The organism is Mesorhizobium sp. B3-1-7, from assembly GCF_006439385.1.
Taxonomy (GTDB): domain Bacteria; phylum Pseudomonadota; class Alphaproteobacteria; order Rhizobiales; family Rhizobiaceae; genus Mesorhizobium.
Window position 1 is genome coordinate 1 of record NZ_VFTL01000040.1, and the last position, 20,806, is coordinate 20,806.

Annotated in this window: 21 protein-coding genes; 15 read left to right on the top strand and 6 right to left on the bottom strand. The window is 64.0% G+C overall.

All coding sequences use genetic code 11. From position 1 onward, the window contains the following. Positions 1 to 29: 29 nt before the first annotated feature. On the bottom strand, positions 30 to 794 hold the full coding sequence (cobF, locus tag FJ417_RS27235; RefSeq protein WP_140644179.1) for a precorrin-6A synthase (deacetylating): 765 nt from the start codon (positions 792 to 794) through the stop codon (positions 30 to 32). A 127-nt stretch (positions 795 to 921) separates the two neighbouring features. On the opposite strand from cobF, the gene FJ417_RS27240 reads away from it, so the two are divergent. The 6 genes from FJ417_RS27240 to FJ417_RS27265 all read left to right on the top strand — a co-directional run bounded on the left by FJ417_RS27240 (position 922) and on the right by FJ417_RS27265 (position 6,612). Continuing rightward, on the top strand, positions 922 to 1,935 hold the full coding sequence (locus FJ417_RS27240) for a DUF4424 domain-containing protein (RefSeq protein ID WP_140644181.1): 1,014 nt from the start codon (positions 922 to 924) through the stop codon (positions 1,933 to 1,935). Next, the gene (locus tag FJ417_RS27245; RefSeq protein WP_140644183.1) at positions 1,935 to 2,453 is read left to right on the top strand and encodes a dihydrofolate reductase; all 519 of its coding nucleotides are present in this window, start codon (positions 1,935 to 1,937) and stop codon (positions 2,451 to 2,453) included. Before FJ417_RS27240 ends, FJ417_RS27245 begins: the two co-directional genes overlap by 1 nt. 247 nt (positions 2,454 to 2,700) lie before the next feature. Then, positions 2,701 to 3,816 carry an FtsH protease activity modulator HflK gene (gene hflK, locus FJ417_RS27250; RefSeq protein ID WP_140644185.1) on the top strand — a complete coding sequence of 372 codons (1,116 nt, stop codon included), beginning with the start codon at positions 2,701 to 2,703 and terminating at the stop codon, positions 3,814 to 3,816. Beyond that, positions 3,816 to 4,757 (top strand): protease modulator HflC, encoded by a 942-nt coding sequence (locus tag FJ417_RS27255; RefSeq protein WP_140785558.1) that lies wholly within the window; start codon positions 3,816 to 3,818, stop codon positions 4,755 to 4,757. Before hflK ends, FJ417_RS27255 begins: the two co-directional genes overlap by 1 nt. A 6-nt stretch (positions 4,758 to 4,763) precedes the next feature. Further along, positions 4,764 to 4,949: a DUF2065 domain-containing protein gene (locus FJ417_RS27260; protein WP_140644189.1), complete on the top strand. Its 186-nt coding sequence runs from the start codon at positions 4,764 to 4,766 to the stop codon at positions 4,947 to 4,949. A gap of 145 nt (positions 4,950 to 5,094) precedes the next feature. Continuing rightward, positions 5,095 to 6,612 carry a DegQ family serine endoprotease gene (locus tag FJ417_RS27265; RefSeq protein WP_140785559.1) on the top strand — a complete coding sequence of 506 codons (1,518 nt, stop codon included), beginning with the start codon at positions 5,095 to 5,097 and terminating at the stop codon, positions 6,610 to 6,612. A gap of 304 nt (positions 6,613 to 6,916) precedes the next feature. Here the strand turns inward: FJ417_RS27265 and FJ417_RS27275 are convergent, their stop codons facing one another. Beyond that, entirely contained in the window at positions 6,917 to 7,480 is a 564-nt protein-coding gene (locus FJ417_RS27275) for a GNAT family N-acetyltransferase (RefSeq protein WP_140785560.1), read from the bottom strand. A gap of 8 nt (positions 7,481 to 7,488) precedes the next feature. After that, positions 7,489 to 8,376, bottom strand: a complete 888-nt coding sequence (gene serB / locus FJ417_RS27280; protein WP_140785561.1) for a phosphoserine phosphatase SerB — start codon at positions 8,374 to 8,376, stop codon at positions 7,489 to 7,491. Here serB and miaA point away from each other — a divergent pair. Next, entirely contained in the window at positions 8,366 to 9,310 is a 945-nt protein-coding gene (gene miaA / locus FJ417_RS27285) for a tRNA (adenosine(37)-N6)-dimethylallyltransferase MiaA (protein ID WP_140655285.1), read from the top strand. The genes serB and miaA overlap by 11 nt on opposite strands. A 125-nt stretch (positions 9,311 to 9,435) precedes the next feature. Then, positions 9,436 to 10,227 (top strand): GGDEF domain-containing protein, encoded by a 792-nt coding sequence (locus tag FJ417_RS27290; protein WP_140785562.1) that lies wholly within the window; start codon positions 9,436 to 9,438, stop codon positions 10,225 to 10,227. 178 nt (positions 10,228 to 10,405) lie between these two features. Here FJ417_RS27290 and FJ417_RS27295 read toward each other — a convergent pair whose 3' ends face one another. After that, positions 10,406 to 12,238, bottom strand: a complete 1,833-nt coding sequence (locus FJ417_RS27295; protein ID WP_140785563.1) for an ATP-binding protein — start codon at positions 12,236 to 12,238, stop codon at positions 10,406 to 10,408. Between the two features lie 152 nt (positions 12,239 to 12,390). Between FJ417_RS27295 and FJ417_RS27300 the strand changes: the two genes are divergently transcribed. The 3 genes from FJ417_RS27300 to FJ417_RS27310 are packed head-to-tail and all read left to right on the top strand — an operon-like array spanning position 12,391 to position 13,843. After that, a complete protein-coding gene (locus FJ417_RS27300; protein WP_140655142.1) occupies positions 12,391 to 12,957 on the top strand; it encodes an XRE family transcriptional regulator in 567 nt (188 codons plus the stop codon). A 5-nt stretch (positions 12,958 to 12,962) separates the two neighbouring features. After that, positions 12,963 to 13,271 (top strand): hypothetical protein, encoded by a 309-nt coding sequence (locus tag FJ417_RS27305; protein ID WP_140785564.1) that lies wholly within the window; start codon positions 12,963 to 12,965, stop codon positions 13,269 to 13,271. A gap of 32 nt (positions 13,272 to 13,303) precedes the next feature. Next, complete coding sequence (locus FJ417_RS27310) at positions 13,304 to 13,843, top strand: GNAT family N-acetyltransferase (protein ID WP_140785565.1); 540 nt, start codon at positions 13,304 to 13,306, stop codon at positions 13,841 to 13,843. Here FJ417_RS27310 and FJ417_RS27315 read toward each other — a convergent pair. Further along, positions 13,835 to 14,719, bottom strand: coding sequence for a LysR family transcriptional regulator (locus FJ417_RS27315; RefSeq protein ID WP_181183312.1), 885 nt, complete (start codon positions 14,717 to 14,719; stop codon positions 13,835 to 13,837). The two genes, FJ417_RS27310 and FJ417_RS27315, sit on opposite strands and share 9 nt — an antisense overlap. Positions 14,720 to 14,829: 110 nt before the next feature. On the opposite strand from FJ417_RS27315, the gene FJ417_RS27320 reads away from it, so the two are divergent. The 3 genes from FJ417_RS27320 (at position 14,830) to FJ417_RS27330 (ending at position 18,397) form a co-directional block, all read left to right on the top strand. Beyond that, a complete protein-coding gene (locus FJ417_RS27320) occupies positions 14,830 to 15,981 on the top strand; it encodes a gamma-butyrobetaine dioxygenase (protein ID WP_140785566.1) in 1,152 nt (383 codons plus the stop codon). Next, positions 15,978 to 16,568: an HD domain-containing protein gene (locus FJ417_RS27325; protein WP_140785567.1), complete on the top strand. Its 591-nt coding sequence runs from the start codon at positions 15,978 to 15,980 to the stop codon at positions 16,566 to 16,568. Before FJ417_RS27320 ends, FJ417_RS27325 begins: the two co-directional genes overlap by 4 nt. 668 nt (positions 16,569 to 17,236) lie before the next feature. Further along, positions 17,237 to 18,397, top strand: a complete 1,161-nt coding sequence (locus FJ417_RS27330) for a PcfJ domain-containing protein (RefSeq protein WP_140785568.1) — start codon at positions 17,237 to 17,239, stop codon at positions 18,395 to 18,397. A 51-nt stretch (positions 18,398 to 18,448) separates the two neighbouring features. Here FJ417_RS27330 and FJ417_RS27335 read toward each other — a convergent pair whose 3' ends face one another. Continuing rightward, positions 18,449 to 20,257, bottom strand: a complete 1,809-nt coding sequence (locus tag FJ417_RS27335; RefSeq protein ID WP_140785569.1) for an NAD(P)/FAD-dependent oxidoreductase — start codon at positions 20,255 to 20,257, stop codon at positions 18,449 to 18,451. Between the two features lie 54 nt (positions 20,258 to 20,311). Here FJ417_RS27335 and FJ417_RS27340 point away from each other — a divergent pair, with 54 nt between their 5' ends. Next, entirely contained in the window at positions 20,312 to 20,725 is a 414-nt protein-coding gene (locus FJ417_RS27340; protein WP_140785570.1) for a hypothetical protein, read from the top strand. Positions 20,726 to 20,806 lie beyond the last annotated feature (81 nt).

Genomic DNA, 20,806 nt, shown 5'->3' on the forward strand with positions numbered 1-20,806 from the left:
CCTACTGCCTACTGCCTACTGCCTACTGCCTAATCCCCTGGCTTCCTCAGCAGATAGGTGTCCATGATCCAGCCCTTCTTTCGCCGGGCTTCCTCGCGAACCCTTTCGATTTCGGCGCTGACATCGCCCAGCCGGCCGGAAATGACGATCTCATCCGGTGTGCCGAGATAGGCGCCCCACTGGATGAGGACATCCTGGTCCGCCAGCGTGTTGAAGGCGCATTTGCCGTCGAGCATGACCACGGTCGAGCCGGCATTGGCGGCCAGGCCTTCCTCGGTCAGCCGCCGGCCGGTGGTGACAAGAATCGAATCGCCGATGCGATTGAGCGCGGTCGCGTGGGCGGCGGCCAGCGCCTGGATCGCGGTGATGCCGGGGATGACTTCGAGCTCGAAAGCGACATTGCCTCTGAGGCGAACGCGTTCGAGGATACGCAGCGCGCTGTCATAGAGCGACGGATCGCCCCAGATCAGGAACGCGCCGCAACCGTCGTCGGCAAGCTCGTCGCGGATCAAGGCCTCATAGATCTCGGCGATCGCCTCGTGCCAGTCGTCGACGGTTGCCCGGTAAGACGATGTCGGCTCGGCCCGGACCGGCACATCGAACTCGACGCGGCGCGATTTCGGATTGGTGACGAAGCGGTCGCATATCTGGCGGCGCAAATCGGCAAGATCGTTCTTCTTCGTTCCCTTGTCGGGAATGAACAGCGCGTCGGCGCGGTTCAGGCCGTTGATGGCCTGTACAGTCATGTGGTCGGGATTGCCGGCGCCGATGCCGATGACGAGAAGCTTGCGCATGGCGCTCTCCTGCCCGATCGATGGCGCGGTGTCCAGAAGTCCCGATGCCCGATGACGAAGGGCTTTGAAACGGCGCACTGAAACGGTAGATGAAAAGACGCCCGGTATCGCCGTCGAGGAGGGGTCCATGTTACGCACCGTACTGACCGCAGCGCTGGCAATCATGGCCGCTCCGGCCTTCGCCAATGATTCCGTCGCTGAGCTCGGCACCGGCGGCCTGATCCTGTCGCGCAGCGACGCCGTCGCCATGCAGAGCGAGGATCTTTTCATCTCGCCGGAGAAGGTGGCGGTCGACTATGTGTTCCGCAACAACACCGACAAGGATGTCAGCTCCATCGTCGCGTTCCCGATGCCCGACATCGAGGGCGATCCAAACGAGATGCCGGCGATCCCGGAAGCGCAGAGCGACAATTTCCTCGGCTTCGAGGTGACGATCGACGGCGTCGACGCGAAGCCGCAGCTCGAGCAAAGGGCGTTTGCGCTCGGCATCGACATCACCACGGACCTCAAGGCACAGAACGTACCGCTCTATCCGTTCGGCGACGCCGCCAAGGCGGCGCTGGCGAAGCTGCCCAAGGATGTCGCCGAGGATTGGGAAAACCGTGGCATCGTCATCGAAGACACCGCCGATGACGGCTCGGGCATGAAAACCGCCTACGCGCCGTTCTGGCAATTGCGCTCGACCTATTGGTGGCGCTCGACCTTCCCGGCCAACAAGGAAGTCCATGTTTCGCATCGCTACAAGCCCAGCGTCGGCGGCACTTCCTCGGTCAGTTTCTTCTCCGACGGCCAGTTCCAGGGCCAGTATGCGGCCTACAAGACCCGCTATTGCATGGACGGCGCATTCGAGAATGCGGTGCGCAAGGCGGCCAAGGCAAATCCGGATGGTTATCCGAAATATTACGAGAGCCGGATCGCCTACATCCTGACCACGGGGGGTAATTGGGCCTCCGGCAATATCGGTAACTTCAAGCTGACGATCGACAAGGGCAGCCCCAAAAACCTCGTCTCCTTCTGCGGCGACAATGTCAAAAAGGTCGGACCGACGACGTTCGAGATCACCGCAAAGGATTTCGATCCCGAGCACGACATCGACATCCTGCTGCTGGAGCCGTCGGATAATGGCGGGAATGGCGGCTGATGGACATCGCGATCTATGTCGCCATCGCCGAAAACGGCGTGATCGGACGCGAAGGCGGCCTGCCGTGGCGGCTTTCCACCGATCTCAAGCGGTTCAAGGCCGACACGATGGGCAAGCCGATCATCATGGGCCGCAAGACCTATGAAGGCATCGGCCGGCCGCTGCCCGGTCGTCTCAACATCGTGGTGACGCGCGACAAAACCTGGCGGGCCGAGGGCATTGAGGTGGCCCACTCGCTGGATGACGCGATCGCGCTGGCCAGGGTGCGCGGCCGCTGCATGGCGGGAGCGCAGGAGATCTGCGTGGTCGGTGGCGGCGAGATCTACGCCCAGGCTTTGCCGCTCGCCGACCGGCTGCATGTGACGCATGTGCTGGCCAGCGTCGATGGCGACGCGCATTTCCCGCCGATCGACCCAAATGTCTGGCAAGTCGTCAGCGCCGAGGATTTTCCCGCCGGCGAGAAGGACAGCCACGCCACGCGTTATACGGTTTACGAGCGCCGACGCGACGATCGTTGACGACGACAAAGGGTCGCTACCGATCCAAATCGCACGGAGACGACGGCACATCGCGTTGAAAGCGGGTCAAGGCGTCCCTATAGAAGAACGGTGTTGCAGCGGCGCGCATCCAACCGGACGCGCAAGAGGCCGCCGTAATACTTTGATTTTGGCGCATGATTCCTTTTCGAAAACCGATATGGGTTTTCCGGGTCATGCGTTAGGATTGCGCCGCAAGGCCTGAGGGAACCGGAGCGAAAGGACATTCATGCCCTGGAACGACAAGAGCGGTGGCGGCGGCCCATGGGGCGGCGGCGGCAATCAAGGGCCCTGGGGGCAGGGACCGAAAGGGCCAAGCGGCCCGCAGGGTTCGCCCCCCGATCTTGAGGATATCATCCGCCGCGGCCAGGACAGGCTGCGGCGCGCGCTTCCGGGAGGCGGCGGCGCCAGCCCGGCCGTGCTCGGGCTGATCGCGCTGGCCCTCATCGTGCTGTGGGCCTTCAAGGCGATCTACACCGTGCAGCCCGACGAAGTTGCGGTCGAACTGCGCTTCGGCCAGCCGAAGACCGAGCTTTCGCAGCCAGGCCTGCATTTCCACTGGTGGCCGATCGAAACGGTCGAGACCGCAAAGATCTCCGAGCAGCTCGTCAGCATCGGCGGCGGCTCGAGCAGCGGCTCCGGGCTGATGCTCTCGGGCGACCAGAACATCGTCAACGTGCAGTTCTCGGTGGCTTACCAGGTCTCCGATCCCAAAGCCTATCTGTTCGATGTCTCCGATCCCGACGGCATGCTGACCCAGGTGGCTGAGAGCGCCATGCGCGAAGTCGTCGGCCGGCGGCCGGCGCAGGACATCTTCCGCGACGACCGCCAGGGCATCGCAACCGGGGTGCGCGAGATCATCCAGGGCACGCTCGACGGCTACAAGACCGGTCTCCAGGTCAACGCAGTCTCGATCGAGGACGCGGCACCACCGCGTGAGGTAGCCGACGCGTTCGACGAGGTGCAGCGCGCCGAGCAGGACGAGGACAAGTTCGTCGAGCAGGCCAACCAGTATTCCAACCAGAAGCTCGGCCAGGCGCGCGGCCAGGCGGCACAGGTCCGCGAGGACGCCGCCGCCTATAAGAACCGCGTCGTGCAGGAGGCGGAAGGCGAGGCGCAGCGCTTCATCTCCGTCTACAACGAGTACGCCAAGGCGCCCGACGTCACGCGCAAGCGCCTTTATCTCGAAACCATGGAGAAGATCCTGAAGGACTCGAACAAGGTCGTCGTCGAACAGGGCAACGGTCAGGGCGTGCTGCCTTACCTGCCGCTGCCGGCATTGCAGCCGAAAGCACAGCCTGCGCCGGCCCCTATGGGCGGCGTCACGACGGGAGGTAACCAGTGATGGCCAACCGTCTTCCCATCATCGCCGTAATCGCGGCCGTCCTTTTGTTCTTGCTCTATTCGTCGGTGTTCGTGGTCAATGCCGGCCAGCAGGCCATCGTGCTCAGGTTCGGCGAGATCATCGACGTCAAGAGCGAGCCCGGCATTTACTTCAAGGCGCCGTTCGCCTTCTTCGATGCCGACAGCGTGCAAATGGTCGAGAAGCGGGTGATGCGCTTCGACCTCGACAACATCCGCGTCCAGGTCTCGGGCGGCAAGTTCTACGAGGTCGATGCTTTCATCGCCTACCGCATCTCGGATCCGCGCACCTTCCGCGCGGCGGTGTCCGGTCAGGTTGAACTGGCCGAAGCCCGCCTGAGGACGCGTCTCGACGCGGCGCTGCGCCGTGTCTACGGCCTGCGCGACTTCGAAGCCGCTCTTTCGGAAGAGCGCGGCAATATGATGCGCGAGGTGCGCGATCAGCTTCGTCCCGACGCGACCTCGCTCGGCCTCGACATCGAGGACGTGCGCATCCGCCGGACCGATCTGACGGCGGAGGTCTCGCAGCAGACCTATGACCGCATGAAGGCCGAGCGCCTGGCGGAAGCCGAGCGTCTGAGAGCGCGCGGCAACGAGGCGGCGCAGCGCATCAGGGCGCGAGCCGACCGCGAGGTCGTCGAGATCGTCGCCGAGGCGCAGAAGGAATCGGAAATCCTGCGCGGCGAGGGCGAGGCGCAGCGCAGCGCGACTTTCGCCGACGCCTATAAGCGCGATCCGGCCTTCTTCGACTTCTATCGCTCGATGAACGCCTACGGCACGGCGTTGGACAACACCGGAACGACGATGGTGCTCTCGCCCGAATCCGAGTTCTTCCGCTACTTCCGCGATCCGGACAGCAAGCCCGGGCCGGCACCTGCCGCGCCTGCGATGCCACCTGCAACGCAACCCGGCACCGCCCAGTAGCGGGCGGTGCAGGATTTTCTGGCGGCAATCGGCCTGGTCCTCGTGATCGAAGGGCTGGTCTATGGAGGGTTTCCGGCTTTGGCCCGGAAACTCGCTACTGAAGTGCTGTCGGTGCCGGAAAATGTGCTGCGGATCGGTGGGCTGGCGGCGATCGCCATCGGCGTCGGCATCGTCTGGCTGGTCCGCGGTTGATGAAATTCCTTGGTGCCGAAGCGATTGACGATTTATCTTCCGCCGATAGCTATAGCCGCAAACGTGCCTTATTTCTTGCCAACATGAATCGGACAGGCGCCTTTGCGGATGCGTCGTTCCTTTTCTGAAACACCGGGAGGCCACGATGATATCCGACACCCTGTTGCGCGCGGCGCGGCGCACCTTCTTCGCCGGCGCCACGGCATTCGCAGTCGGCATTGTTGCCGTTCCGTTCTTCGTCACGCCGACGATCGCCTCCGACGGTCCGCCTTCGGTCGCCGATCTGGCCGAGCGCCTGCTTGGCGCGGTGGTCAACATCTCGACCTCGCAGACGGTGAAAGGCACGGAAGGGCCGGGCGCAGTGCCGATGCCGCAGCTGCCAGAGGGCTCGCCGTTCCAGGACTTCTTCGACGATTTCTTCAAGAACCGTGGCGGCGACAAGGGCGGTGCCGCGCAGAAAGTGCAGTCGCTCGGCTCCGGCTTCGTCATCGACGCCGAGCAGGGCATCGTCGTGACCAACAACCATGTCATCGCCGATGCCGACGATATCGAAGTCAATTTCTCCGACGGCATCACGCTGAAGGCGACGCTGGTCGGCACCGACACCAAGACCGATGTCGCGGTGCTGAAGGTCGACCCCAAGGGCCACAAGCTGACGGCGGTGAAATTCGGCGATTCCACCAAGATGCGCGTCGGCGACTGGGTGATGGCGATCGGCAATCCGTTCGGCCTGGGCGGCACGGTCACGGTCGGCATCGTCTCGGCGCGCAACCGCGACATCAATTCCGGCCCCTATGACGATTTCATTCAGACCGACGCCGCCATCAACCGCGGCAATTCCGGCGGCCCGCTGTTCGACGCCGAGGGCGAAGTCATCGGCATCAACACGGCGATCATCTCGCCGTCGGGCGGGTCGATCGGCATCGGTTTCTCGATCCCCTCGCAGCTTGCCGCCGGCGTCGTCGACCAGCTTCGCCAGTATGGCGAGACGCGGCGCGGCTGGCTCGGCGTGCGCATCCAGCCGGTGACGGACGACATCGCCGAAAGCCTCGGCATGGCAACCGCCAAGGGTGCGCTGGTGGCCGGCGTCATCAAGGGCGGGCCGGTCGACAACGGTTCGGTGCAGGCCGGCGACGTCATCATCAAGTTCGACGGCAAGGACATCCACGAAATGCGCGACCTGCCGCGTGTCGTGGCCGAAAGCCCGGTCGGCAAGGCGGTCGACGTCGTCATCGTGCGCAAGGGCGTCGAGCAGACCGTCAAGGTGACGCTCGGACGGCTCGAGGACAGTGAGAAGCTGGCCAGCGGCGAGAACGGCAACACCGACCAGGACAAGGGCGACAAGGCGACGCCTCCGGTATCGACGGCTTCGGTGCTCGGCATGACGGTCGGCGAGCTCAACGACCAGACGCGGCAGAAGTTCGGCATCGCGGCGGATGTGTCCGGCGTGGTCATCACCGATGTCGCCAAGAATTCGGCGGCGGCCGAGCGCGGCATCCAGCCTGGCGAGGTGATCACCGAGATCGCGCAGGAATCGGTCGGCACGCCGAAGGACGTGATGGACCGGATCGGCGCGCTGAAGGAGCAAGGCCGCAAGAACGCGCTCTTGATGCTGGCTTCGAAGACCGGCGAACTGCGCTTCGTGACGATCCGGATGGATTGAGTCCGGCTTGCTAGCCCGGCCGAGTTGCTGGAAGGAACACGAACATGAGCAAGGCAACATATCCTTTGAAGCTGCCCCTCTCGGTCAAGGAAGCGGCGGCGCGCCTGGCAAAAGCGGACGGTGTCTCGCTCAATCAGTGATCGCCTCGGCCGTGGCACAAAAGATCGGTGCCATGGAGACTGCGGCCGATTTCCTACGCCGACGGGCGGGCAATGCATCCGGCGCGGATTTCGCCAGGATTCTCGATCAGCTCCCGGATGGTCCGCCACAGTCTGGAGACGAACGTTCTTCTGAGAGGCATTGATCAGATACGCCGTGCCTGCCAGTCCTCGCGCGACAACCTGTAGAGGACATGCCGCTTGAGATGCGGATGGCTATCGGGGACGGCGGGATGCTCGAAATCGGCGGCGGGATCGGCTCGCATGCCGAGCCGCTTCATGACAGCGATGGAGCGATGATTGTCAGCAACCGCGAACGACACGATTTCGCCGACGCCAAGCGTTCCGAAGCCATAGGCGAGCCAAGCTTCCGACGCCTCGGTAACGTAGCCCTTGCCCCAGAATTCGGGTGCCAGCCGCCAGCCGATCTCGATGGTGCCGGGCGCCAGCACGTCGATGTCTTCCGTTCCGGACAAACCGACAAAGCCGATGCATTCGCCGGTCGCGGCAATCTCGGCCGCGGCGAAGCCGTAGCCATCCTCATCGATCCAGGCGCGGACCTCGTCCATCTTGGCATCCGCCGCGGCACGGTCGCGGCGGAACGGGAAGAATTCCATCACGCGCTCGTCGGAGTTGATGCGATGGAAAAGCGCGCGGTCGCGCTCTTCCCAATTGCGCAGGATGAGACGCTCGGTGCGTATCGGCGTCATTGGAGACCTCACAAGACGAATTCATCCCGGCGGTAGCCCTGGAGATAGAGCAGCGCCGTCAGATCGCCATGGTCGATGCAGATGCGGGCCTGTTCCGCCACCGCCGGCTTGGCGTGAAGCGCGACGCCGGTGCCGGCAAGGCGGATCATATCGAGGTCGTTGGCGCCGTCGCCGACGGCGATGGCATCCTCGGTCGTCAGTCCGAGCCGCGCCGCGATATCGAGCAGCGCTTCGGCCTTGGCGGCGCGGCCGAGGATCGGCTCGGCCACCATGCCGGTGAATGTGCCGTCTTTCTCGATCAGCCGGTTGGCCCGGTTTTCCTGGAAACCCAGCATGGCGGCGATGCGGCTGGTGAAGACGTCGAAGCCGCCGGAGACCAGCGCCGTCCAAGCCCCGTTGGCGCGCATCGTTTGCACCAGGGCGCGGCCGCCGGCCGCGAGCGTCAGCCGGTTGGCGATGATGCGGTCGACCACGGCGGTATTGAGGCCCCTCAGCAGGGCGACGCGCTCGCGCAAGGCGGGCTCGAAGGCGATCTCGCCATTCATCGAGCGCGCGGTGATCGCCGCGACATGATCCTTGACGCCGATCTCGTCGGCGAGCTCGTCGATGCATTCCTGGTCGATCATGGTCGAATCCATATCGGCGAGCAGTATCTTCTTGCGCCTGCCTTCGGCGGGCTGGACGATGACATCGACCGGCTCGGAAGCCAATGCAGCGCGCAGATTGGCGGTCATTTCGCCGATATCCGGCGTCTGCGGCAAAACGAGATCGCAGGCGATGTCCTCGGCCAGCCAATCAACGGCGCTTGCGCCGGCGGCCCGCAAGGCCATATTCGCAAGCGAGGCCGGCACGGCGCGGGCTTCTGGACGGGATACTAAAGTGGCGATCAGCGGCATCGAACATTCCGGCAGGCAGGCGGGCGAAGGCCGCGTCAAGAACGCGATCCTGATAGCCGGGCCGACAGCCAGCGGCAAGTCGGCGCTGGCGCTCGATCTCGCCGAACGCGACGGCGGCGTCATCGTCAACACCGATTCCATGCAGGGCTATTCGGTGCTCGATGTCCTGACGGCGCGGCCGAGCGCCGCTGAAATGGCACGCGCGCCGCATTTCCTTTACGGCCATGTCCATCCCTCCACGGCCTATTCCACCGGCGCCTGGCTGCGCGACGTCACGAAGCTGATAGAAGACGGCGTGCTGTCGGGCCGACCGGTCGTTTTCGTCGGCGGCACCGGGCTCTATTTCCGCGCGCTGGCCGAAGGCATCTCGGACATGCCGGATATTCCGGCCTCCGTCCGCGAGCGCTGGCGCTACGAGCTCAAGGAACAAGGGGCCGAAAGGCTGCATCGCCTGCTGATGCGTGAGGATTCGACCGTCGCCATGCAGCTCAGGCCGACCGATGGCCAGCGTATCGTGCGGGCACTCGAGGTGCTCGACGCTTCGGGGCGCTCGATCCTGGAATGGCAGGCGGCGCGCGGCCGGCCGCTGATCGATCGCGACAGCGCGCGTTTCCTGGTCATCGAGCCGGACCGGCAGCAACTGGTGCGGCGCATCGAGGCGCGTTTCGACCAGATGCTCGACAAAGGCGCGCTCGACGAAGTGCGCCGGCTCATCGCGCTCGGTCTCGACGCGGATCTGCCGGCGATGAAAGCGATCGGCGTGCGCGAGCTGCAAGCGGCAATGGCCGGACAGTCGGGTTTTCCCGAAGCGATCGAACGCGCCAAGATCGCGACCCGGCAGTATGCCAAGCGCCAGTCCACCTGGTTCAGGCACCAGCTGGGCGCGGAATGGCGCAGGCTGCGGCCGGGCGACGAACCGGCGCTCCCGGACTGACGAAAAGCTTTTTCAATCAGCACCTTAAAATCCCTGGCTCTAATTCTCGCCAAGGTTGTCCGGGTTAACTGTCCGTAAGGTCCGCCATGCCATAACCTCGAGGCTTGCAGTGCCGCGGGGAGTAGATGCGTTTCCATAAGGCGGAATCCGCATTTTTTGTCTTTATTTTCGTGATCCTGGCCGCAGGCCTGGTGACCTTCCACGCCTATGGCCAATTGCAGGACATCGCCGCCGACCTCGATACCGCATCGCGCGCCGACAAAATCGTCTATCTCAACAAACTGCTGTTCGTCACCGGGGCGCTGCTGGCGACCGCGCTGTTCTTCGGCACCTTCTTCATCTACCCGCTGATCCGCGGCCAGGTGCGGGAAGAGGGCAAGCTCAGGGCCATGACGGTTTCGCTCAGCGCCCGTTCGCAGACGCTCGAGCAGGCGGCGCTCACCGATGGTCTTACCGGAATGCAGAACCGTCGCTATTTCGACGATGCGCTGCGCGAATATCTCCACGAGTTTCGCCGCATCGACAGGCCGGTCGGACTGATGATCCTCGATCTCGATCATTTCAAACAGGTCAACGACACGCATGGCCATGACGTCGGCGACGAGGTGTTGAGGGCCGTCGCCGCGTGTCTGAGGGGCATGACGCGTTATCACGATGTGGTGGCGCGGTTGGGCGGCGAGGAGTTTGCCGTCGTCACCCCCAACATGGATGTCGAATTGCTCGCCAGGTTCGCCGAACGCATCCGCAAGGCGATCGCCAACATGTCGATCATGTCCGGCAATGTGCGGCTGAAGGTCACCACCAGCGTCGGCCTTGCCGTCTGGGACCACAAGGAGAGCGCGGAGGATTTCTACCGCCGCGCCGACCGCCAGCTCTATGAGGCGAAGAAGCAGGGCCGCAACCGCGTCTGCGCCTGAAATCTCATCATCAAATTCGTGAGGCTGGCCGTCTGGAGGCGCTTTCTGCGCTTCCGGTGCTCACGGACCCAAATGTCCGCTCCGCTCCGGTTCTCGAAAACGGCTCCAGCCGACTCAGCCTGACGAATTTCCTGACGAGATTTACCCATTCAAGCGGGGCTTCAGGCAGAGCGGAAACTCAGTCGTTGAGCTGGCGCATGCCGAAGGTCGAGGGCTTCAGGCCGTAGCGAGTGTCGAAGTCGTCGTCCGGCTGCACGCGCGGGGCGTTGGCCGGCTTCTTGTAGTCCGGGTCGCCGGCCTGGCGGGTCGAATCCACGGTCTCGGCGAAAGCCATTGACTGCTGCGGCTTCGGCACGTTGCGAAGCCGCTCGACGATCATGGCCAGATCGACGTCGCTGCCATCCACGGAGGGCTCGACCTGCTCGCCTTTCGCGGTGCCGGGGATGAATTGTTGCGGCAGCTTCTCGAATTTCAGCCGCATGGTCGTCGCCACGCCTTCGCCGAAAGCGATGGCTTCGCGCTGCCCCATCGAGGACAGGAAAGCCAGCGTCGAGGCCGAGGAGTCGGCGATCGCCGAGCGGATGATCGCCTGGTCCTGCTCGTTGGCAAGGCGCATGGCGAAAAAGGTAGAGCATTGCGACAGGATGGTCGGGTCGAGCTCGCCCGGGCGCTGGGTGACGACGCCGAGATAACAGCCATATTTGCGGCCTTCCTTGGCGATACGCGACAGCGCGTGGCGGGTCGGCGCGAAGCCGAGACGCGGATCGGCCGGCATATAGCGGTGGGCTTCCTCGCAAAGCAGGAGCAGCCTCAGCCGGCCCTCGCTCCACAAGGCCAGGTCGAAGGCCAGGCGCGCCAGCACCGAGCAGACCGAATTGACGACTTCCGAAGGCATGCCCGCCATCTCGAAGCAGGTGACCGGGCGGCCATGGCTGGGGACGCGGAAAATGTTGCCGATCGTTTCGTGGATGGTGTCCTCGATCAGCCGCGAATTGAACATGAAGCGGTAGCGCGGATCGGCCGCCGCCGATTCGATGCGCGTTTTCAGCGATTTCAGGATCGGGCGGTCGTTCTTGCTTTCGAGCAGGCCCATGCGCTCGTCGATCTGCTTGATGAGATCGGCCATACGGTAGGGCACCGGCGTGTCCGCGGTCAGCGCGTCGCTGCCGCGCCTGACATAGGTGCCGGAATTCGGGTTGCGATAAAGGTTCTTGGCGGCCGGGATCAGGTCGCGCAGGACATCCACTTCCTCGGGCACCGTCTCGCGGCCGCGAAACAGCACTTCGGCGAACTCTTCCAGCCTGAACATCCAGAACGGCAGGTCGAGCGTCTTGGAATCGACCTTGACGCAATATTCCGGCAGCGAGCCGGCGAACTCGTTGTGCGGGTCGAGGATGAGCACGCGCAGGTCGGGACGCGCCTCGATCGTTTTGCGCAACAGCAGCGACACCGCCGTCGATTTGCCGACGCCGGTGGTGCCGACGATGGCGAAATGACGCGCCAGCGTGTCGTCGATGGCGATGTTGGCATCGATCGACTCATCCTGCGACAGCGTGCCGATGGTCACCGAATGGCGCCCGGCCAGATCGTAGACCGCCTGCAGGTCGCGGCTGCGGATGCTGTGGGCAATGGCGCCGATATGCGGATAAGTGGTGATGCCGCGGTCGAAGACCGGCTTGGCGCCGGGCTCGGCGCCGTCGCGCACCTCGCCGACCAGTTCGACGCTGACCTCGATCGGGTTCTGCCCTTCGTGGTTCCAGGCAAGGTCCGATTTGCCGATGGCATAGACAAGGCCGACCGTTCTTGTCGAACCGAGATTGATGGAGATCATCTTGCCGACGGTCCAGAGGCCGGTGACCGCGCCTTCGGTGTCTTCGGCATGGGCACTGATGGTGGCGCGCGCGCCGTCGCATTGCACGACATTGCCCAGAATGCGCTTGTCGTTCTGCTGGATGTTGCGGCGCTCCTGCGAAGTCGGTTCGCCAACGGAGGCTTCGCGTTCAACAAACATGATGCCGTGGTCCCATTCCCCTGGAGCGGCAACCCTATCCAATCGGGGTTAAAGTCAGGTGAGGTCGAATGGTGTAGGCAGCGTTAAGCCAGCCGCGACAATTCGATCGAACAACCTCTTCCCATCGTGCGGAATTCCGATATATTGGACGAATGGATGGTATATCGAACGACATCAGCGCCACTATCGGCAGACGAATACGCTCCGAAAGGACGGTGAGGGGCTGGTCGCTGGCCGAATTGGCCGAGCGCTCGGACGTTTCGAAGGCGATGCTGAGCGCCATCGAACGCGGTACGACCAGTCCGACCGCGGCGCTCCTGGTGCGCATCGCGGCGGCCTTCGGCATAACGCTGTCGACGCTGATCGCACGAGCCGAGATGCAGGGCGGCGGCGTTTCGCGCAAGGACGAGCAGCCGGTCTGGCAGGATCCGGCAACCGGTTACATCAGACGTCATCTGTCGCCGGCATCGCGGATGCCGCTCGAACTGATCAGGGTCAGCCTGCCGGCGGGCGCCAAGGTCAGCCTTCCCGCCGCATCCTACACCTTCATCAAGCAGCAGGTATGGCTGATCGACGGAAGGCTGGACTTCACCGAGGGCGATTTGGTGCACAGGCTCGAGCCCGGCGACTGCCTGGCGCTGGGGGCGCCCTCGGATTGTGTCTTTCATGCTCCCGGACCGGATGCGGCGGAGTATCTCGTGGCGCTGGTCAGGGACTGATTGCGATGTTTCGCCGGCCAAAGCGCTCGCATAATGGCGGGCCGCCGCTCGACGACTATGACGGCCCGCCCTGGGGCAAGGGCGACGCCTATATCTTCCTCGCCTGGCGCGCCGCTCACGACAAGGCCTGGAAGGCGCCAAGCCACGCCGTCATGCTGATGCGGCTGGAACGGGCCGAGCGGCTCGGGCTGACCTATGAGGAATATACGCTGGAGATCCTGGAGCGCGGGCGCCATCTCAGCGAGGACGACGCCGACCGTATCGCCGAAATCAGGCGGGCGCGCCGACGCAAGCGAACCAGCCATTTCGAATGACCTCGTTCCCGAGACCTCTGGAGAGCACCAGAATGAACTCCCTTGAAATCCGGGCGTTGATCCACGACGCGGCGACCGTAGCCCAACTGTCCGCTCTCTTGATCGAGACGGTCGCCACCGGCGGATCGGTGAGCTTCATGCATCCGCTGTCGCTGGAAGCGGCGCGGGACTTCTGGCGCAAGTCGCTTGCCGGGGCCGCGCGCGGCGAAAGGGCGGTGCTCGGCGCATGGCGGGGCGAGGCGCTTGCCGGCACCGTCACCCTGTTGCTCGATTTCCCATCCAATCAACCGCACCGCGCCGAGATCGCGAAGCTGATGACCGGCCGGGACCATCGCGGCAAAGGCGTCGCGACGGGGCTGATGCGGGCAGCGGAGAAATTGGCCGTCGAGAAAGGTCGTACGCTGCTGGTGCTGGACACGGCGAGCGAAGAGGGCGCGGCCGGGCTTTATGAGAAACTTGGTTTCACCTTGTGCGGTGAGATCCCCGATTTCGCGCTCAAGCCGCATGGCGGGCTGACCGGCACCCTTATCTACTGGAAACGGATAGGGAGAGCGGCCGACGCGCTATCCTGAAATCCTGGCGATGCGCGACAGAAGCCAGCGGCGAAAATCCTGCTCGGCGCCGGACAGCCGTGACGATGACGGTCTTGTCAGGAAATGGCCCGATGGGCTCGAAAGCTCGAAATCCGAAAGCCTGACGAGAGCCTTTTCCTTGAGAGCCGTGTCGATGAGCGGCCGCGAGCCGAGCAGCGCTCCGGCGCCGGTCTTGGCCGCTTCCAAGGCGGCGACGAAACTGTCGAAGCGATGCGAGCGCCGGGAATGACCGACGAGCCCCGAGGCGGCAAACCATTCCGCCCACATCTCGCGCGCGCCTGCCACCAGGAGCAGCGGCAACGATGTCCAATCGGCGTCTCGGGCGAGCGGCGGAGCCGCGACCGGAACGAGCCGCTCGACGGTCAGCCGGTCGGTCTCGCGACCGGGAAAGGACCCGTTGCCGAAGCGTATGTCGAGCGCCGAGCCCGGCTGGTCGTAATCGGTCGGCCGATGGATGGTCACCAGATCGAGCCTGACGCGCGGCAGCGCCTTTGCCAGGTCGGGAAGAGCCGGCACCAGCACCAGCAGGGCGAAGGAAATGGGAACGCGTATGCTGACGGTCTGCACGGCGCGCGGCTCGAACAGCTCTTTCGTGCTGTTGCCGATGGTCGCGAATGCCGACTGGATGTGGGGGAGGTAGGCCGCGCCTTCCGGCGACAGCGCCACGCCGCGCGCCAGGCGCGCGAACAATCGCGTCTTCAGCCGCTCTTCCAGGAAACGGATGTGCTGGCTGACCGCGGCCTGGGTGAGCCCGAGCTCGGCAGCCGCGGCGGTGAAATTCGACAGGCGGGCGGCGGCCTCGAAACTGCGCAGCCGGTCGAGCGGAGGCATCGTGTCGAAAGCTTCTTCAGCCATCATAAATTTAGTGCCATTACCCACAAAACGATAATTTGAATTATGCCTTCGATGAAGCCACCATGCAATCCGTACCTGCGGTGGCGTTAGAGGATGGGAGCTTTCGGGATATGTTGGCGACGGTAATGCTTGGCGACGACGGACGAACGATCGAGCTTGGCTGGAAAGACGGAGCGGTGAGCCGCTTCCACGCCATGTGGCTGCGCGACAATGCGCTGGACGACAAGACGCGCAGCGCCGGCAACGGCCAGCGGCTGATCACCATCCTCGACATTCCGGCCGGGACGCGGATCGGCTCAGCCTCGATCAAGGGCGGGGCGCTGGAGGTCAGGTTCGTGCCCGAGGACAAGACAGTCAGCTTCCCGGCCCAGTGGCTGTGGGCCAACGCCTATGATCGCGTCGAATCTCGGCAGCTCGGCTGGACGGGCGACGTCATTCAGCGCTGGACCAAGTCGGCAATGCAGAATTCGGTGCCGCGCGCCAGCTACGCGGCGGCCTTGCATGACCGCGGCGTCCTGCGCGAATGGCTTTCGGCGGTGCGGGCCTATGGCTTTGCCGTCATGGATGGCCTGCCCACGGAATCCGGCGCGCTGTGCAAGGTGGCTGACCTCTTCGGCTACATCCGGGAGACCAATTACGGGCGCTGGTTCGAAGTGCGCGCCGAGGTCAACCCGAACAATCTCGCCTACACCAATCTTGGCCTGCAGGCGCATACCGACAATCCCTATCGGGATCCGGTGCCGACGCTGCAGATCCTGGCCTGCATCGAGAACACGGTGGAAGGCGGCGAATCCAGCGTCGTCGACGGGTTCGCGGTGGCGGCGGCGCTTCAGGCGGAGAACCCGGACGGCTTCCGGCTGCTCTCTTCCTATCCGGCGCGCTTCGAATATGCCGGCTCGTCGGGCGTGCGGCTGCAGTCGAAGCGGCCGATGATCGAGCTCGGGCCCGATGGCGAGTTGATCTGCATCCGCTTCAACAACCGCTCGCTGGCGCCGGCGGTGGACGTGCCGTTCGCCGAGATGGACAAGTATTATGCGGCCTACCGCCGGTTCGCCGAACTGATCGAGGATCCGGCCTTCGAGGTGACCTTCAAGCTCGAGGCGGGAGAATCCTTCATCGTCGACAACACCCGCGTCATGCACGCGCGCAAGGCGTTTTCCGGCAGCGGCAAACGCTGGCTGCAGGGCTGCTACGCCGACAAGGATGGCCTGTTGTCGACGCTGGCGGCGATCGAGCATGGTTTCAAGGAGGCGGCGGAATGAACCCGAATGAATTGAACACGGGCAACATCGTCGAATTCATCGCCGATATCTTCGAGCGTCGCGGCGCGGAATCCTATCTCGGCGAGCCGGTCACCATGTCGGAACATATGCTGCAGGGCGCGTGGCTGGCCGAGCAGGACGGCGCACCGGAGGAACTGGTAGCTGCGGCGCTGCTGCACGACATCGGCCACTATACCAGCGAGTTCGGCACCTATTCGCCCGACGACGTCGAGGACAAGCACCATGACGAGGCGGGCGGCGAGGTGCTGGCGCCCTTCTTTCCGCCGGTCATCGTCGAGTGCGTCAGGCTGCATGTCTCGGCCAAGCGCTATCTGTGCGCCACCGATCCGACCTATTTCGGCAAGCTGTCGGCGGCCTCGGTGCATACGCTGTCGCTGCAGGGCGGGCCGATGAATGCCGAGGAAGTGGCCGAGTTTCGCAGCAACCCCTTCCACGACGAAGCGGTGCGGGTACGCATCTGGGACGAGGGGGGCAAGGTCGCCAATATGAAGACGCGCGCCTTTCGCGATTACGTGCCGCTGCTGGAGCGCGTGGTGAAGAGGTTCGCGGCGGAAACGGCGGCCTAGCCGAGTATAACCGGATTGGATACCGGCCAGACGGCTCCCGCGACCGCCTCCAGGTTGCAAGTGTTCGCGCACCGGGTCCAATTGCGTCCAGTCCCAATGGGCGGAATGTCGGGGCCTCGTTCGAACCCGGCGATGCCGAGCATAGCCGGCGCCTTGCTGTCGTGCTCAAACAGATGTATTAGCCGCGCCCTACATGCGGCCAGTTGGTTTTCAATGGCCGTGCCGGTACCCACAACGCTTTTGATGGAGGCGACGATGAGATCCTGTTCACGCATTACGCGCCTTCGCGGCGGACGGACCGGTTGACCCGCTACCGCGGTTTCAAACTTCCTGACGGTGCGAGCGCCGACCGCGATCCGCGGTGGGCAGTTATCTTTTCCGCGCGGTCGACCGTGCGGGGCCAACGACGGTGAGCTGAGCGCTTTCCGCGAACGATGCCGGCTGCCTGGAAGCCTCAGATGCGCCTTTGCAACGCTCAAGCAGGCTATTGTAAACATTGAGAGAATGGCGCTTGCGTCATCTTTGCTCGGACCCTAGAGAGCCCGCCATCCATAACCCGTCATCCCTGAGAGGAGACCTGTCAATGACCCCGCAATCCAGATCGTCACGATCCGTGCCGACGCTGGAAATGCGCGCGGCTGACAGGGTTCCAATAGGGAAGAACGGCCATGGCAAGGTCCATGATCCAGCGCAGGCAGGACGCCGAGCGCGAACGCATTGAAGCTTATGATGCAAGGCTGCGGCAGGTTTTCGCCGCCACGCGTCCCGTTCCGGATTTCGAGCGGGCGCTGGACGATGCACGCTCGGGCTTTGCGGGCATGGCGATCCGCGACGGCGCGCAGTGGCGCCCGAAGCTGAAGACGCGCGACCGCGCGCGCCTGCGGCTGGCCGCGGCGCGCCATCTCTATGCGCGTTATCCAGTTTCGGCCGCGCTCGAGAGCGTCTGGTTGGACAGCACCGGCCTGGACGCCAACGAGATTGCGTTCCGCAAGGCCTGGTATGTGACGGTGGCGCGTGGCCACTCGCTCTATAAGGCGGGCGCCAACGCATGGCTGTCGCGCAAGGAGGTGCATTGCTTCCTGAATGTCTCCGGCGATTTTGGTTTCGCCGAGGCGTTCTGGCTGGCGATCGCCCGGTCCTACACGGATGACCAGGGATTGGCGGCTCGGCTTGCGCGTACCAAGATCGCGCGCACGCCGCGCCACGAGTTGGCATTCTGGCGCGAGGTGGCTCGCTTCTTCTGCGGATATTCCGCCTCGAAGGAGGAGATCGACGATCTGTGCGATTACATCGGCGCCATGCATCAGCGTGATGCGGCCTACAGCCTGAAGGGGCGCACGCTTGCCTCGCTGCGCCGGCAGATGTTGAACTGGCATCGCGACATCGCCGCGATCGAGCGCATCGAGGCCATGCGCCGGCGCGCCGCCGGACGCAACCAGCGAGGCGCCGGAACGCCGGCCGAGCGCGGTGCCTGGGACGGCTCGCGCCTGGAGGACTGGGAATGGCAGCCATCGGCCAAGGAAGCGAAGGTGCGCGGCGAGCGTTTCTTCGTTCGGCAGTTGAAGACCGCCGAGGACCTGGTCGCCGAGAGCCGCGCGATGCATCACTGCGTTTCGACATACGCGGCCAAATGTATCGCCGGCAACGCCTCGATCTGGGTGCTGCGGCGCATCGCGCTGGGCAAGATCGAGCGGCTCCTGACGATCGAGCTCGATCCGCAGAACCGCGCGGTCCAGGTCCGCGGCTTCGGCAACCGTCTGGCCTTGCCGGAGGAGCGCAAGGTTGTCGAGCGTTGGGCCAAGGCGAGGGGCGTGGTGCTCAGGGCCTGAACTGAAACCCGCGGCGGAGACGCCGCGCGGGTCTTTTGCACGGGCGGGCAGCTATCCCTTGTGATAGACCTCCTGCAGCCCATAGACAGGCGTCGGCAAGCCGACCTGCCTGGCTTTGAGCTGCAGCGACAGGTACTGCGAGTAGTGCCGAGACTGGTGCAGGTTGCCGCCGTGGAACCACAGCGCTTGCTGCTGCGTCGGCTTCCACATGTTGCGCTGCTCGCCTTCCCAAGGGCCGGGGTCCTTGGTGGTGCTGGAACCCAAACCCCAAACCTTGCCGACCTTGTCGGCGACGTCCTGTGAGATGAGGTCCGCGGCCCAGCCGTTCATCGAGCCATAGCCGGTCGCATAGATCACCAGGTCGGCCGGCAATTCCGTGCCGTCGACGAATTTCACGCCGGTTTCGGTGAGTTCCTGCACCGCGGCGCCCGGTCCGCTCTTCAGCTTGATCGACCCGTCGATGACGAGGTCGCAGGCGCCGACATCGATGTAGTAGCCGGAGCCGCGTCGCAGGTATTTCATGAACAGGCCCGAGCCGTCGTCGCCCCAGTCGAGCATGAAGCCGGCCTTTTCCAGGTCGTCGTAGAATTTCGCGTCGCGCTCCTTCATCTGCTCGTAGAGCGGGATCTGGAACTCGTGCAGGATGCGGTAGGGGAGCGAAGCGAAGATCATGTCGGCCTTGCGCGTCGTCATGCCGTTCTCGACCGCCTGCTCGGAGTAGAGGGCGCCGAGGCCGATATCCATCAGCGTGTCGGATTTCACGATGTGCGTGGAGGATCGCTGCACCATGGTCACGTCGGCGCCGCCTTCCCACAGCGCCGCGCAGATGTCGTGCGCCGAGTTGTTGGAGCCGATGACCACCACCTTCTTGCCGCGGTATTTATCCGGGCCGGGATGGGTCGATGAATGCTGCTGCTCGCCCTTGAAGATATCCTGGCCCTTGTATCTCGGCCAGTTTGCCTTGCCCGACATGCCGGTCGCCAGCACAAGCTGCTTGGGCTTGAGCGTGATCTCCTTGCCGTCGCGCTCGACGACGATCGTCCATTCCTTGGCCTTGTCGTCGTATTTGGCGGATTTCGCCGTAGTGGAGCTCCAATAGTTGAGCTCCATCACCTTGGTGTACATTTCCAACCAGTCGCCGATCTTGTCCTTCGGCGCGAAGACCGGCCAGTTCTTCGGAAAGTCGATATAGGGCAGGTGATCGTACCAGACCGGGTCGTGCAGGCAGAGCGACTTGTAGCGTCTGCGCCAGGAATCGCCTGGGCGTTCGTTCTTCTCGATGATGATGGCCGGCACGCCTAGTTGTTTCAGCCTAGCTCCAAGAGCGATTCCGCCCTGGCCGCCGCCGATGATGACGACATAGGGCTGTCGGGAGTGGCCGAGCTCGGCGATCTCGTCGTCGCGCTCTTCACGCCACGTCTTGCGGTCCTTGCCGTGGCCATGCTTGGCGCCGAGGGGGCGGGTGAAGCCCGCCTTCTCCTCATGGTCTTTCAACTCCGCCATCGTCGTGAGCAGGGTCCAGATCAGGTCGCCCTTGAACCGCACGAGGCCAAAGCCGCGCGCCACGCCGGTCTCGAAAGTGATCCAGGCGGTGATGACGCCGCCGTCCTCGTTCGCTTCCTCGCCCTTGGCCACCGCCCAACCGGTCGGCTTGGTGCTGGCCAGCGTCGCCTGCAGCATGTCGCGGATCTGGTCGCGGCCTTCCATCGTCTTCAGGTTCCAGGTGAAGGTGACGAGGTCGCGCCAGTAGCAATCGGCCTGGAAGCAGTTGACGGCGCTGTCGATGTCGCCGGCTTCCAATGCCTTGCCGAACTTGTCGAGCAGCGCCTGCGCCTTGGTGGTGGGTGTTCTCTCGAGCATTTGTTCTCCTCCACTTGCTAGAGTCCGTCATGAGCAGCAAGCGGCGTGCCAATCGTGACGTTCATCAAGGATTACAATGAAATCAATCTGTTAGGGCAATGTAGATTTCGATCGGCCGAGCCGATCGAGCCGATGCGTGTCGATGCAGCGCATCCAGGATTGAACGACGATGTCGTCGCGGGCCGATCGCGCGCCGGACAGCACCTGCTCGATCTCGCGGATATGCTCTCGTTCGCCAGCCCTGCGTCCTCCTCGCACGTCCTCTGCCAGCGCATAGTGGTGCGTCGGAGAGGGACGCTCAACTGTACTATGGTAGCTGTGGGATGGGAGCGCGCGCCGATGTCGTTCTCACAGGCGGGTGAATTCGCGCTGGACCCCATTGACGAGCCCGCGTTTTCGCCTTTATTGTCCGCGCCCATGAAAACGGCACTCATTCTCGTAGGCAGGCGTGTGGGCAAGGCGGTGTAACCGCCGGGCGAAAACCTCCCATGCGCATCACACAGGCTCCCTCGGGGGCCTTTTTTATTGCCTGAAACACGACTAAACGAC

Bases quoted from the DNA above. Each gene is read 5' to 3' on its own strand.
- cobF (WP_140644179.1), bottom strand. From the start codon at position 794: ATGCGCAAGCTTCTCGTCATCGGCATCGGCGCCGGCAATCCCGACCAC.
- FJ417_RS27240 (WP_140644181.1), top strand. From the start codon at position 922: ATGTTACGCACCGTACTGACCGCAGCGCTGGCAATCATGGCCGCTCCG.
- FJ417_RS27245 (WP_140644183.1), top strand. From the start codon at position 1,935: ATGGACATCGCGATCTATGTCGCCATCGCCGAAAACGGCGTGATCGGA.
- hflK (WP_140644185.1), top strand. From the start codon at position 2,701: ATGCCCTGGAACGACAAGAGCGGTGGCGGCGGCCCATGGGGCGGCGGC.
- FJ417_RS27255 (WP_140785558.1), top strand. From the start codon at position 3,816: ATGGCCAACCGTCTTCCCATCATCGCCGTAATCGCGGCCGTCCTTTTG.
- FJ417_RS27265 (WP_140785559.1), top strand. From the start codon at position 5,095: ATGATATCCGACACCCTGTTGCGCGCGGCGCGGCGCACCTTCTTCGCC.
- FJ417_RS27275 (WP_140785560.1), bottom strand. From the start codon at position 7,480: ATGACGCCGATACGCACCGAGCGTCTCATCCTGCGCAATTGGGAAGAG.
- serB (WP_140785561.1), bottom strand. From the start codon at position 8,376: ATGCCGCTGATCGCCACTTTAGTATCCCGTCCAGAAGCCCGCGCCGTG.
- FJ417_RS27290 (WP_140785562.1), top strand. From the start codon at position 9,436: ATGCGTTTCCATAAGGCGGAATCCGCATTTTTTGTCTTTATTTTCGTG.
- FJ417_RS27295 (WP_140785563.1), bottom strand. From the start codon at position 12,238: ATGTTTGTTGAACGCGAAGCCTCCGTTGGCGAACCGACTTCGCAGGAG.
- FJ417_RS27300 (WP_140655142.1), top strand. From the start codon at position 12,391: ATGGATGGTATATCGAACGACATCAGCGCCACTATCGGCAGACGAATA.
- FJ417_RS27305 (WP_140785564.1), top strand. From the start codon at position 12,963: ATGTTTCGCCGGCCAAAGCGCTCGCATAATGGCGGGCCGCCGCTCGAC.
- FJ417_RS27310 (WP_140785565.1), top strand. From the start codon at position 13,304: ATGAACTCCCTTGAAATCCGGGCGTTGATCCACGACGCGGCGACCGTA.
- FJ417_RS27315 (WP_181183312.1), bottom strand. From the start codon at position 14,719: ATGGCTGAAGAAGCTTTCGACACGATGCCTCCGCTCGACCGGCTGCGC.
- FJ417_RS27320 (WP_140785566.1), top strand. From the start codon at position 14,830: ATGTTGGCGACGGTAATGCTTGGCGACGACGGACGAACGATCGAGCTT.
- FJ417_RS27325 (WP_140785567.1), top strand. From the start codon at position 15,978: ATGAACCCGAATGAATTGAACACGGGCAACATCGTCGAATTCATCGCC.
- FJ417_RS27330 (WP_140785568.1), top strand. From the start codon at position 17,237: ATGGCAAGGTCCATGATCCAGCGCAGGCAGGACGCCGAGCGCGAACGC.
- FJ417_RS27335 (WP_140785569.1), bottom strand. From the start codon at position 20,257: ATGCTCGAGAGAACACCCACCACCAAGGCGCAGGCGCTGCTCGACAAG.